Here is a 12,229-nt window from a genome sequence, read left to right as displayed (position 1 = left end):
GACTATATTCCGACTTCTATCTTCTGAATTTTGGATTCTTCCTACATCGGATTTTTAAGATTAAGGGGTACCCATAAAAAGCTGTGGTGACCATGTTACAAGAGATGCCAGAACCCTTGATATCAGAAAGGAACAAGCTATGATAGTAACTGTAACAATAAACATCTTCTAACAGCACTTGATTACCCGTCTGGGACATCACCTAAAACGGAGAATCTTTTCTTGAAGAAAACGGTCAAAACCCAAGGGGCAATATTGGTACCCTCACTGGTTCCTGGCTCCTGATTTCTGACGCCTCAACCTAACCAGGATTTCTCGATTTCCCTTTTAGCTGTTGGCAGCTTTGCTTTTGTTTTAGCGAGAATAGGGCAGCCATGCTTTTGATCACAGGTTCCCAAGGTCAAATTGGTAGCGATTTAGTCACCGCGCTGCAAAACCGTTATGGTGTCGATCAAGTTCTAGAAAGTGGTCGTCGAGCTAGCGATAAAAATCTTTATGAAACTCTAGATGTAACTAATCATCAACGTTTTCGAGAAATTATTAGCGCCTATAAAATTGATACGATTTATCACCTGGCAGGTATTTTATCTGCCAAAGGAGAGTGTTATCCAGAGCGCTGTTGGCAGGTGAACATCCACGGTCTCAAAAATGTGCTTGAACTAGCCAAAAAATATTCCCTTAAAGTGTTCTGGCCTAGCTCTATTGCTGTATTTGGCCCCCATACCCCGAAACAAAACACACCCCAAACTACGATCGAGGATCCCGCCACCATGTACGGTATTACTAAGGTGACGGGAGAACTGCTTTGCCAATATTATGCACAGCGTTTTGGCGTGGATGTTCGGAGTGTTCGGTTTCCTGGCATCATTAGCTACCAAACCTTACCCGGTGGCGGCACCACAGATTTTGCAGTTGAAATGTTTTACGCTGCCCTACAACAGACTCATTACACCTGTTTTGTTAGGCCAGATACTCGATTACCGATGATGTATATGCCCGATGCTATTGGCGCTATGCTCAAGCTGATGTCTGCAGATGCGGCAGCACTGACCGTGCGTTCTAGCTATAATCTCACCGCCATCAGTTTCTCTGCCGCTGAGCTATTTGCAGAAATTCAGAAACATGTGCCCACCTTCACCTGTGACTATTGTCCTGATTACCGCCAGGCGATTGCTGATTCCTGGCCCTCGATAATTGACGATACTCAGGCTCGACAAGATTGGGGTTGGCAGCCCACCTATGGCCTATCGGCCATGGTGAAAGATATGTTGCATCAACTGGCAATGCGGATTGAAGGCTCTGGTTTCCCTGTCGCTGGCTTCGACTCCGCTCAGCCAGCTAAAAGTCTGTCTATCCAGATTAGTCAATAGAAGAGGGTTGAGCGGAGTCGAAACCCGTCCACTACCTAGAGGTATTGCTATGTTAACGTCTGTCTCCACTAACTTTGAGGACATTCTCACAGACATTCAACAGTCTGGGTTATACAAAGCCGAACGGATGCTTTCGTCCCCCCAGGGCGCGCAGGTGAGCGTTCAAGGGCAAGCAATGTTGAATTTCTGTGCCAACAACTATCTGGGATTGGCCAATCATCCAGCCTTGATTGAGGCGGCGAAGTCAGGTCTTGACCAATATGGGTTTGGGCTGTCGTCGGTGCGGTTTATCTGTGGCACTCAGACGATTCATAAACAGCTAGAGGCCAAAATTGCTCAGTTTTTGGGGACAGAGGATGCCATTCTCTATAGCTCCTGTTTTGATGCCAATGGTGGGTTGTTTGAAACGCTGCTGGATGCTGACTGTGCCGTCATCAGTGATGCTCTGAACCATGCCAGCATTATTGATGGTATTCGCCTCAGCAAAGCCCAGCGCTATCGCTATGGCCACAGTGATATGGAAGACCTTGAGACTGCGCTACAGGCGTCTCAGAAGGCAAAACGACGTTTGATTGCCACGGATGGGGTATTTAGCATGGATGGTGATGTGGCTAAGCTCAAGGAGATTTGCAACCTGGCCGATCGCTACGATGCCATGGTGGTGGTGGATGACAGCCATGCCACCGGATTCTTTGGACCCACTGGGCGCGGTGCTATTGAGCACTGTGGTGTCATGGGGCGAGTGGATATCGTCACCAGCACTCTGGGTAAAGCCTTGGGAGGAGCTTCAGGCGGGTTTACAGCCGGGTGTAGATCTGTAGTGGAACTTTTAAGGCAGCGATCGCGACCTTACCTATTCTCAAATACCCTAGCCCCGGTCATTGTCTACACCAGTCTCAAAGCTCTGGATTTAATTGAACAGAGCCATGATCTCAGGGAGCGATTAAATGAAAATACACGCTATTTTCGGCAGCGCATGTCAGCCCAGGGATTTGCCATTGCACCTGGCACCCATCCCATTGTGCCAATCATGCTCTATGACGCCCATCTAGCTCAAACTATGGCAGCAGAACTTCTGAAAGAGGGCATCTATGTGATTGGTTTTAGCTATCCAGTGGTGCCTAAGGGTAAGGCCCGCATTCGGGTGCAGATTTCTGCCGTCCATAGCCGTGAGCATCTGGACCAGTGTATTGGGGCGTTTACAAAGGTGGGCAAACAAATTGGCTTAATCTAGTGCAACTGTAGGATATCTTAGCAACTGGCTTCGCTTGTTACTGGTTATTCGTTACTCGTTACTCGTTATTCTGCAACAAACCTAAGACATCCTTCCCAAACTTTATCTACGCAATCAGCTGTAATCCAGGGCCATGGCGCTTACTGCGATAAGCTGTAGCTCTGCGTATGCGCTGTTCAGCTATCTCAATTGCAATTTGTCGAGGGAGCTTACCCGTACTTGCAACGTTTTCCAATATTAGAGTTGTGTTCTTGCGAATTTTTTCCTCAATGGTTTGAAACGCGATCTCCTTGGTACCACCGCCATATTCTACGGCCCCACAAATCACACCACCCGCATTGGCAATAAAGTCAGGGATGACCAGGATATTGCGGTCATGACAGATTTGTTCTGCCTTAGCTGTAAATGGAATGTTGGCTCCTTGAATAACCAGTTTAGTCTTGAGCCGATCTACGTTGTCAGCGTCAATAACATCGGGTCTAGCCGCAGGAATCCAGATATCACAAGGAACATCAATAATAGCATCACGAGACAGTTTACCTCCGTCAGCATAATCAAGCACACTCTTGCCTTGATGTTTTAATTCTGTCAGTTGATCAATGTCGATGCCATCAGCATTAAACAAGGTGCCCTGGGAGTCGGTTACAGCAATCAAAAGGGCTCCCCTGGCGGTTAGAAAATTGGCTGCATGCAGCCCTACTGAACCAGCTCCTTGAATCACAAACTTGGCTTTGCTCAGATCAATAGAACAAAATTCGCTGGCCACATCGGCAACAACGCTAAGACCATAGCCAGTGGCTCCAATTTCATCTAAGGGAATACCACCAATTGCTGATGGTAAACCAATGGCTCTACCTGTTTCCTCCTGCACCCAAGCCATACAGGCTTCATCTGTGCCCATGTCGGGGCCGGGAATGTAGCTAGTTATTTCTTTAATGGCTACCCCGAAAGCTCTCATCAAGGTTTCTTTTTTTACTGCAGGCACTTTTGGGTTAGTAAGAATAGCCGCTTTCCCACCACCATGGGGGAGATTGGCTGCTGCATTCTTAAACGTCATGGCTCGTGCCAGTCGAAAGACTTCTTCCGTAGTGACATCGGGAGCCATGCGAACGCCTCCCATGGCAGGACCACAAGCAACGTTATCTACCACGAGAATAGCTTTTAATCCGCTATGGTGGTCATAAATATGAACAATTTTGTTTGGCCCTAGAGAGTCACCAAACTCAAATATATTCTTCATTATAGGTTTCCTCCGAAGTGACATTTCACTGTCAAGGTATTCGGAGCACATTAGGAGATACCTATAGTGTGAAGAAAATATTTAATACTGTGTTGATTTTGACAAAAAACATAATGTCTTAGCAAAAATCCTTAGGCTTCATATTTCACCAGTGCCCACAGGGGCAACGTGCGAGGTTCTTTAACCTTAAAGACATACTCGCTGTAATCAGCTAAATCGTCGAGCTGAACAAAGGTTAGAAAAACCTCTGTAGCAATTAGAAACAGGGATCTCACTAAAAAGAGGGAATTTGCATTATAAAAACTCCAGGTAGTGCATATGTACTTCAATCCTAGCAAATATTATTTAGTGACTGCAGAGAGAACTTGTCCCCGACATTCGCCAAACCCAATTTTTTTGTAACCTGGTGCCTCACAATATCCTCGTAAACTGATTTCGTCACCGTCAGCCAGAAAAAAGCGCTGTTCTCCCGTGGGTAACTGGATGGGCTTTTTGCCCTGGTGGGTAATCTCTAAGAGTGAACCCCAGGTATCCGATGTGGTGCCTGAAATCGTGCCACTGGCTAATAAATCCCCTGGCTGTAGATTACAGCCGTTGCTGGTGTGATGGGTAATCATCTGGGCAGCTGTCCAATAAAGTTGGGCAAACGATGCCTGACTGAGGTGTATAGGCGGTATATTTTCCTGCAACATCTGGGCTGATCGTAACCATACCTCCACAGTCAGCTTAATTCCAGTCAAATCATCAGCCATCTTTAAATAGGGGAGTGGTTGTGGATCATCTACAGGGCGCTCAAAGGATGGGCAGCGGAAAGGGACAAGCGCATCCAGTGTGACAACCCAGGGAGACAGACTGGTGGCAAAACTTTTACCTAAAAAGGGGCCTAAGGGTTGGTATTCCCACGCTTGAATATCGCGGGCAGACCAGTCATTGACCAAGCACAGGCCAAACAAATGGTCTTCGGCATGGTCAATTGCGATCGGCTGTCCTAAAGGGTTTCCCTGGCCAATGAATAGCCCTACTTCTCCCTCATAGTCGAGGCGTTGACTGGGACCAAACCCTGGGAGTTTTTCTGAGGCTGCAGGGTGCTGTTGGCCTTGGGGCCGATAAATGGGAGTGTCACTCACCACAATGGATGAGGCACGGCCATGATAGGCAATGGGAATGTGTTTGTAGTTTGACAACAGTGGTTGATCGGGGCGGAATAACTTACCAACGTTGGTGGCATGATTAATCGAGGCATAAAAATCGGTATAGTTGCCAATTTGAACAGGCAACAACATTTTGACATCGGCCATGGGCACCAAAATCTGTTGCTCAGGAGGCGTGGTTGATATTTCAAGTAACTGGCTAAGCTGATGGCGCAAGGTCTTGATAGCTGGTTGTCCCAAAGCCATGAGCTGATTCAAATTGGTGGCCAAGCAGGCGGCTTTGACCAGTTCTGGTAAATCATCCAGGATATTGTGTTGGATGCAAATCGACAAATCCACAATGTGTTTACCAATGGCCACTCCTATCCGGGGCTGTGATTGATGCCGTTGAAACACACCAAAGGGGAGATTTTGGATAGGGAAATCAGTGTCTAGAGTGTTGGCACTGGCGACCCAGCTTTGTCGATGTGGGTCATGGGTGGTGTCAGGTAGAGAGGACATAGGACGGTATCGACGCAGGATCATTGAACAGCTTCAAACGGTAAAGCTCGGCCAAGGGTGCTTGGAAAGAACAGGAACCAATTCCTAAGAAATAACGGCTGCGTACACGGGCAAGGATATCTAATGGTAAATGTCCCGCTATTGTGGATAGCTCTGATTCCTGTAACCAGAGGGGGCTATGGCAAATAATCTCGTGTTCCGAGAAAATTAGATCATTGAGGGTATCGATTTGTAAAATGCTAGCAATCTCGGCTGCAGTTGCCCCATAGCCATAGGCAAAAGCGGCTGCGATCGCCAGATTAAGAAAGCCATGCATCTGAACCGAATCACCGTTGGGCAAGGTTTGCCAGCTGTGTAACGGATGGTGTAGTCCGGCAGTCGCTTTAAAGGGAAGTCGGGCCGCAGCGCAGGTGACCAGAAACTGGGCTAGGGCTTCAACGGTGGGAAAATCAGCTGCGGTCAGCCCCCCCGTACGGACCTTGACAGCTGCTCGAGTGCCCTGGAGGACGGCAATGTAGTCAGTGAGTGTCGCATCCAGAGGCACTTCAAAAAAGAGAGTGCTGCGGGGAGGTAAGTGGGGGATGAGAGATGCGATCGTGTCAGCGCCAACTCGTCTGTTCGTATCTACTGCGCCCAATTTAAATTCAAGTGCTGAAATTGTAAATCGGCTTGGGTTTTCTAACCACGGCGCTAACATCTCTAATGCTTGGATTGAGGGAGGTAGAACAACACTAAGGGGCCAGAAGGCAGCGGCATATTGTTGAGCCAAGTGATTTAAACAATCTTCAAACTGTGTTAGCTGCGACAGGGGTAGAACAAATCTACCGAGCATCCAACGATGGGCAGTGGTGTTGTAATACTCATAGGCAGCAACCGCTGCTGGCAAATTTAACCGTGCAGGAGGGAAGAGTCCTGCATAGTCGACTAACGTTGATAGAAGTAATCGGAGAGAGGGGGCGACCATGGGTGATCAACGCATGATGGAGCGTACGTAATAATTTGTGACGGGGATTAAGGAGAAAGAAAATTGACAGGAATAGCAGCGATGGATCAAACCATACTAATTATAATCTCCCCTACCAATCTGATGCATTCGCTATAATGGGCATGAGACATCTTGGTAAGAGTGTCACTAATGCTGATAAGCCTCTAATGGAGGCGATTATTATCCCTGCGCTAACCAGACTTGAAGTATCTGTGCTAGAGGTGTTTTGTTATAAACTCTTCTAAACCATTGCCTAGCTAGCTTTTGACCTGAGATTCAAGCCGAAATAGGGCTTTAGGGAGGAGGCTATTTGGGGTTATGAAGACTATTTGTCCCCTGGTGGGTTTGGATCATTTGGAATTTTATGTGGGTAATGCTAAACAGGCCGCTTACTTTTATGAGCAGCAGTTTGGCTTTGCCCCCATTGCGTTTCGCGGCTTAGAGACTGGCTATCGTAAGGCAGCCTCTTATTTACTACAGCAAGGTCACATTCAATTTGTGTTGAGTAGTGGTCTAGGGGATGACAATACCATCAGTGAGATGCTTGCCCGTCACGGTGATGGTGTGGCTGTAATTGCGTTTACAGTGACCGACGTCCGTCAGGTTTATCAAACATTGTTACAACATGGGGCAACGGCAGCAATTCCGCCAACGAGCATTGACACTGAGGCCGGTCAGTGGAGGTTTGCAGCTATCCATGGCTATGGAGATGTGCTCTTTAAGTTTGTTGAACGTCGCCACGGCATATTTGCCCCTGGATTTGTACCCTACTCTGAAACTATTCCTTCCCGGAGAGAAACCGGTTTATTTGAGATTGACCATGTAGTGGGTAATGTCGAGTTAGGAGCGATGGACCGATGGGTTAACTTTTTTATCCAGGCCCTGGGGTTTGAACTGTTGGCACACTTCGATGACAAAACCATTGTCACTGAATACTCGGCCCTGATGTCCAAGGTGGTCCAAGATCCAACCGGCAAGATTAAGCTACCGATCAACGAGCCTGCGCCAGGTCAGCGCCAGTCTCAAATTGATGAATATTTGCAATTTAACAATGGACCTGGAGTGCAGCACATTGCCCTAGCCACCCGAGATATTATCCATACGGTGCGACGGCTGAAAGCAGCCGGTGTGGCTTTTCTGAAGACTCCGCTGACTTACTACGACAGTTTAGAAGCACGGGTGGGGAAGATTAAGGAGCCTATTGATGAGCTGGCTGAGTTAGGTATTTTAGTCGATCGCGATGCCAGGGGCTATTTGCTACAAATTTTTACCCAGCCGGTGGAAGATCGTCCCACTCTATTTTTCGAGATTATTGAGCGACATGGGGCTACTAGCTTTGGCGAGGGTAACTTTAAAGCTTTGTTTGAAGCTATTGAGCGAGAGCAGGCCCGCCGTGGCAACCTTGAGCCGGTCGGGAGGATGGCATGACCTATTACACTCACCTGGGCCAGATCCCCCATAAACGCCACACCCAATTTCGTCAGCCCGATGGCACTCTCTACCATGAGGAACTGATTGGTAACCAGGGATTTGCTGGCAATCACTCGCTGGTGTACCATCTGCGCCCACCTACGGAGATTGCGCAGGTGAATGTGATTGGGGTAACCCGGTTGACCTATGAAGAGTCTGAGGCATTACGACCGCGACATTTTAGAACAGCAGAGGCCGGGGGAGATGCGAACTGCCAGGTCGACGCGATCGCATCTCGCATTCCCTTACTCTCCAATGCCGATGTCACCCTTGCCATCGCCCATCCTAACAAGCCCATGACCTACTGGTATCGCTTTGCCCATGGGGATGAACTTTTGTTTATTCACCAGGGCAAGGGGCGTTTGGAAAGTCAGCTGGGAGAACTTCACTATCGCTCAGGAGACTATCTAATGATTCCGGCAGGTATTCTTTGGCGGCTGATACCAGAAAGAGGAGTGGCGCAAATCCATCTATCACTGGAAGCCTCGGGGCATATCCGGACACCGCAGCAATATCTCAGTCCCCAGGGACAATTTTTAGAACAGGCTCCCTACTGTGAGCGCGATATTCGCCCACCGGAGAGACTATTGACCCATGATGAAATTGGAGTCTTTGAAGTACGAGTGAAAGCCAGGGGCAGCCTCACCCAATACTGTTACACCCATCATCCCCTAGACGTGGTGGGATGGGATGGCAGTGTATGGCCCTACGCGTTTAATATCAAAGACTTTGAACCCATTACCGGACGGGTTCATCAGCCTCCATCTGTGCATCAAACATTTGCAGGACCTAATTTTGTCGTGTGCTCGTTTGTCCCACGTTTGTTTGACTATCATCCCCAGGGAATTCCTGCCCCCTATAACCATGCCAATGTCGACTCGGATGAAGTAATTTACTACGTCGAGGGTCATTTTATGTCCCGTAAAGGCATTGAGCGTGGTTCGATTACCTTCCATCCCAGCGGACTGTCCCATGGTCCTCATCCCGGTACCTATGAGGCTTCCATTGGTAAGTCTCGCACCGAAGAACTGGCGGTTATGATCGACACCTTCCGACCGCTGCGGGTAACAACCCAGGCCAGCGCTATTGAGGATGTTGATTATGTCTATAGCTGGTTGCCCTTGAAATCTCGGAAATTAACACTTCAATAAAACAACATTTCGCTAAGTTGGGTTTCATTGCTGCAACCCAATCTACCCCAATTGTCCACCCGGAGTTCCTACCATGACCTATACACTGCTTTCTCCGCCTAAACCTCTAAAAATTTCTTCCCGAATTCAAACTCGTCTCTATCGCGGTGAGCTAGCATCTCAACAGGTTGAGACGTTTCAAGGCTTTTTAAGTGAGGTTGAACGACGATTTTTACACCATCGTATTATTTTAGACAATGCCTATACCCACTGGTTTAGCCAGGGTTTAGCCAGTGATCAAGAATTACGTCACTTTGTTCAACAGTTTTCAGTATTTTCAAATCAGTTTTTAGTCGCTGCCCTCAATAAGGTAATCAATGCCCCCACATTGGACCAGTCACGGGCCAGTCGTGAGATTTTACTCAATGAGCTGGGGGTGATTTATCGTAATCCTAGGGCTGTAGACAAGACTCTCACTACCCTGAGCGAGAATGACAAAGATCGTCAGGGAGATCCAGCCTTAGTTAGTACTGAAGGCACTGTTGACGGTGGTATTTGCCGATTTCGGGCTGCCCACTTTGAGTGGCTTTTGAGCGTCGCTGAAGGCTTGGAACTGACCTATGACGAGTTGGGACAGCGTAAACACGGCAGTGCTACAACACTCCACTTTTGCGATGAGCTGATTCGTCTCTATGGCAGCGACGATCCCAACATTGCCGAAGGATCCAGTTTTGCCGTCGAAAACTGGGCCGCCGCTGGCTTCTGGCAAGAGCTAGAAGACGGTCTCTTAAAAATAAAACAGAGTCGCCATCCTCAGCTAAAGCTGGCTTTCTTCACCTGGCATAACCGGGTAGAGGCCCAGCATGCTGGCCATACTTTAGAAGAACTGGAGTCGGTGTACTTCCATCCTGGATTTAATCACGACAAGTTTCTTGAAGGGGGACAAGAGATTTTAGAGGCGATTGCTGTGTTTTGGGATGGGTTGAATGACGATCGCCTGAAGGGAGAAGACGTTGCTAGTTCTTAGTTCTTAGTTAGTTGCTATTCGGTGTGAGCTAAATAGAGGCCTTCAACTTAAAATCCAACACTTAAAACTCTCTCCCAGAGGTCTTTGCCATGTCTCTTGCTACTCTCCCCAATAACCAATCTGTCTGGTGTCCCACTACTGACCAGATCCAGCGTACGAATATTACTGCCCTGCAACGCCAGCTGAGGTTCGATAGCTACGCTCAGCTATACCAGTGGTCCATTGAACATCGCGATCAGTTTTGGCATCAGATGATTCAGCGGCTGGGCATTCAGTTTCAACAGCCTTACACCACTGTTTTGGACCTCAGGGACGGTGTGGAACAGCCCCACTGGTTAGTGAATGCTCGATTTAATATTGTGGAGAGCTGCTTTTTAGCACCCAAGACGGATACGGCGGTGATTTTTCAAGCGCCAGGTGAGCCGCTGCAGTACTGGACCTATGGTGAGCTGGAGCGGTTGGTGAACCGAGTGGCGAATGGACTGGTGGCGGCGGGCTATGGTGCGGGGGATGCGATCGCAATCGTCATGCCCATGACCGTAGAAGCCGTTGCCATCTATCTCGGCATCATCAAAATGGGGGGTGTGGTGGTTGCCATTGCCGATAGTTTTGCCCCGGTAGAAATCGCTACGCGGCTCCACCTGGGGCAGGCGCAGGGCGTCTTTACCCAAGTCAGCCTGCGACGACGAGGTCAGGAGTTGCCCCTCTATAGCAAATTGGTCATGGCTGTTGCCCCCCGGGCTGTGGTGATGCCCACAGAATTGCCCTGTAGCCTACGTCCAGGAGATCTAAGCTGGGATGATTTTCTGAGTGAGGATGATCAGTTTACGGCGGTCCCGTGCCAGCCAGATACCCCCCTCAACATTCTCTTTTCCTCTGGAACGACAGGAACTCCAAAAGCTATTCCCTGGACCCATACCACCCCAATTAAGTGTGCTACGGATGGTCACTTGCACCACGACATTCATCCAGAGGATGTGGCTGCCTGGCCCACTAGTCTGGGTTGGATGATGGGCCCCTGGCTGATCTACGCTACTATGCTCAATCAGGCGACGATGGCCCTATATGGTGATGCGCCCCTAGAACGCGGATTTGGTGCTTTTATTCAAGCTGCTGGAGTCACCATTTTGGGAGTCGTTCCCAGTTTAGTCAGTGCCTGGCGGCGCAGCGGCTGCATGACCGATCTAGACTGGCATCGCATCAAAGCCTTTAGCTCCACAGGTGAATGCTCAAATTCGGCGGATATGAAGTTTCTGATGGCCCTGGGGGACCACAAGCCGGTGATTGAATATTGCGGCGGCACAGAGATCGGTGGCGGTTACATTACCGGCACCCTGGTGCAGCCCGCTTATCCATCGACATTTTCCACCCCGGCCCTCGGGCTAGCGGTGGTTATCCTTGATGACCAGGGCCATCCCAACAATACGGGTGAAGCCTTTATTGTCCCGCCGTCCATCGGCCTATCCACCACGTTACTCAATCACGATCACCATCAGGTTTACTTTGACGGCACCCCGTACTGCCCGCTACGCCGTCATGGCGATCGTCTGGTAAAACTGCCTAATGGCTATTATCGAGCAGAAGGACGAGTGGATGACACGATGAATTTGGGGGGCATCAAAGTCAGTGCCGTTGAGATTGAACGGGTGCTGCAAGCGTTGCCTAATGTGCGAGAGGTTGCTGCCATTGCCAGCACATCCCATGGTCCCAGCGAACTGGTAATCTATGTGGTGCTGAGTTCATCTGAACAACCTGCTGATTTGCAGAACTGCTGTCAGCAGGCAATTCGACAATCTTTAAACCCTCTTTTCCGGATTAAAGATGTTGTCATTGTTAATGAACTTCCCCGTACAGCCTCCCAAAAGATTTTGCGACGAGAACTACGAAGACAGTATAAAAACCGAAACCTATGACCTAGAAAGACTTGAACCTAGCCCTAGCTCGAAATTGACCTGTTGCTGAAACGATAACAACTGTAAAGTACTGTTGCGAAAGCAGGGAAATTGTGTTTGCTATAATGAATGTAAGAAAACACAAGCTTGACACCTATTGTCTATCAAAATACTACAAAATACTGTCCAGGCTTGTTTTTCTTAGAGATAGAGCGTCTTACAACATTTA

Annotated in this window: 10 protein-coding genes; 6 read left to right on the top strand and 4 right to left on the bottom strand. The window is 48.6% G+C overall.

The window, feature by feature from the left end; translation table 11 throughout:
- Positions 1–374: 374 nt before the first annotated feature.
- Together N836_RS43785 and kbl are read left to right on the top strand one after the other, a co-directional pair.
- On the top strand, positions 375–1,370 hold the full coding sequence (locus N836_RS43785) for an NAD-dependent epimerase/dehydratase family protein (protein WP_023070934.1): 996 nt from the start codon (positions 375–377) through the stop codon (positions 1,368–1,370).
- Positions 1,371–1,419: 49 nt separating this feature from the next.
- Positions 1,420–2,604, top strand: a complete 1,185-nt coding sequence (gene kbl, locus N836_RS43780) for a glycine C-acetyltransferase (RefSeq protein ID WP_023070933.1) — start codon at positions 1,420–1,422, stop codon at positions 2,602–2,604.
- Between the two features lie 106 nt (positions 2,605–2,710).
- On the opposite strand, the gene N836_RS43775 is transcribed toward kbl, so the two are convergent.
- The 4 genes from N836_RS43775 to N836_RS43765 all read right to left on the bottom strand — a co-directional run bounded on the left by N836_RS43775 (position 2,711) and on the right by N836_RS43765 (position 6,460).
- Positions 2,711–3,844, bottom strand: a complete 1,134-nt coding sequence (locus N836_RS43775; protein ID WP_023070932.1) for a Glu/Leu/Phe/Val family dehydrogenase — start codon at positions 3,842–3,844, stop codon at positions 2,711–2,713.
- Positions 3,845–3,975: 131 nt separating this feature from the next.
- Positions 3,976–4,119, bottom strand: coding sequence for a hypothetical protein (locus N836_RS75620; RefSeq protein WP_023070931.1), 144 nt, complete (start codon positions 4,117–4,119; stop codon positions 3,976–3,978).
- A 66-nt stretch (positions 4,120–4,185) separates the two neighbouring features.
- Positions 4,186–5,496 (bottom strand): fumarylacetoacetase, encoded by a 1,311-nt coding sequence (gene fahA / locus N836_RS43770; protein WP_023070930.1) that lies wholly within the window; start codon positions 5,494–5,496, stop codon positions 4,186–4,188.
- Complete coding sequence (locus tag N836_RS43765; protein ID WP_063624651.1) at positions 5,480–6,460, bottom strand: hypothetical protein; 981 nt, start codon at positions 6,458–6,460, stop codon at positions 5,480–5,482. Before N836_RS43765 ends, fahA begins: the two co-directional genes overlap by 17 nt.
- Before the next feature lie 339 nt (positions 6,461–6,799).
- Between N836_RS43765 and hppD the strand changes: the two genes are divergently transcribed.
- The 4 genes from hppD to N836_RS43745 all read left to right on the top strand — a co-directional run bounded on the left by hppD (position 6,800) and on the right by N836_RS43745 (position 12,021).
- Complete coding sequence (gene hppD, locus N836_RS43760; RefSeq protein ID WP_023070927.1) at positions 6,800–7,909, top strand: 4-hydroxyphenylpyruvate dioxygenase; 1,110 nt, start codon at positions 6,800–6,802, stop codon at positions 7,907–7,909.
- Positions 7,906–9,102 (top strand): homogentisate 1,2-dioxygenase, encoded by a 1,197-nt coding sequence (locus N836_RS43755; RefSeq protein ID WP_023070926.1) that lies wholly within the window; start codon positions 7,906–7,908, stop codon positions 9,100–9,102. Before hppD ends, N836_RS43755 begins: the two co-directional genes overlap by 4 nt.
- A 73-nt stretch (positions 9,103–9,175) precedes the next feature.
- Entirely contained in the window at positions 9,176–10,108 is a 933-nt protein-coding gene (locus N836_RS43750; RefSeq protein ID WP_023070925.1) for a hypothetical protein, read from the top strand.
- Between the two features lie 89 nt (positions 10,109–10,197).
- Positions 10,198–12,021 (top strand): AMP-binding protein, encoded by a 1,824-nt coding sequence (locus tag N836_RS43745; RefSeq protein ID WP_023070924.1) that lies wholly within the window; start codon positions 10,198–10,200, stop codon positions 12,019–12,021.
- The last annotated feature ends 208 nt before the right edge of the window (positions 12,022–12,229 follow it).

The sequence above is a fragment of the Leptolyngbya sp. Heron Island J genome, from assembly GCF_000482245.1.
GTDB lineage: Bacteria > Cyanobacteriota > Cyanobacteriia > Phormidesmidales > Phormidesmidaceae > Leptothoe.
This window is presented reverse-complemented; position numbering and strand designations above follow the sequence as displayed.

What these genes read in the sequence shown, in the direction of transcription:
- N836_RS43785 (WP_023070934.1), top strand. Translation starts at nt 375, where the DNA reads ATGCTTTTGATCACAGGTTCCCAAGGTCAAATTGGTAGCGATTTAGTC.
- kbl (WP_023070933.1), top strand. Translation starts at nt 1,420, where the DNA reads ATGTTAACGTCTGTCTCCACTAACTTTGAGGACATTCTCACAGACATT.
- N836_RS43775 (WP_023070932.1), bottom strand. Translation starts at nt 3,844, where the DNA reads ATGAAGAATATATTTGAGTTTGGTGACTCTCTAGGGCCAAACAAAATT.
- fahA (WP_023070930.1), bottom strand. Translation starts at nt 5,496, where the DNA reads ATGTCCTCTCTACCTGACACCACCCATGACCCACATCGACAAAGCTGG.
- N836_RS43765 (WP_063624651.1), bottom strand. Translation starts at nt 6,460, where the DNA reads ATGGTCGCCCCCTCTCTCCGATTACTTCTATCAACGTTAGTCGACTAT.
- hppD (WP_023070927.1), top strand. Translation starts at nt 6,800, where the DNA reads ATGAAGACTATTTGTCCCCTGGTGGGTTTGGATCATTTGGAATTTTAT.
- N836_RS43755 (WP_023070926.1), top strand. Translation starts at nt 7,906, where the DNA reads ATGACCTATTACACTCACCTGGGCCAGATCCCCCATAAACGCCACACC.
- N836_RS43750 (WP_023070925.1), top strand. Translation starts at nt 9,176, where the DNA reads ATGACCTATACACTGCTTTCTCCGCCTAAACCTCTAAAAATTTCTTCC.
- N836_RS43745 (WP_023070924.1), top strand. Translation starts at nt 10,198, where the DNA reads ATGTCTCTTGCTACTCTCCCCAATAACCAATCTGTCTGGTGTCCCACT.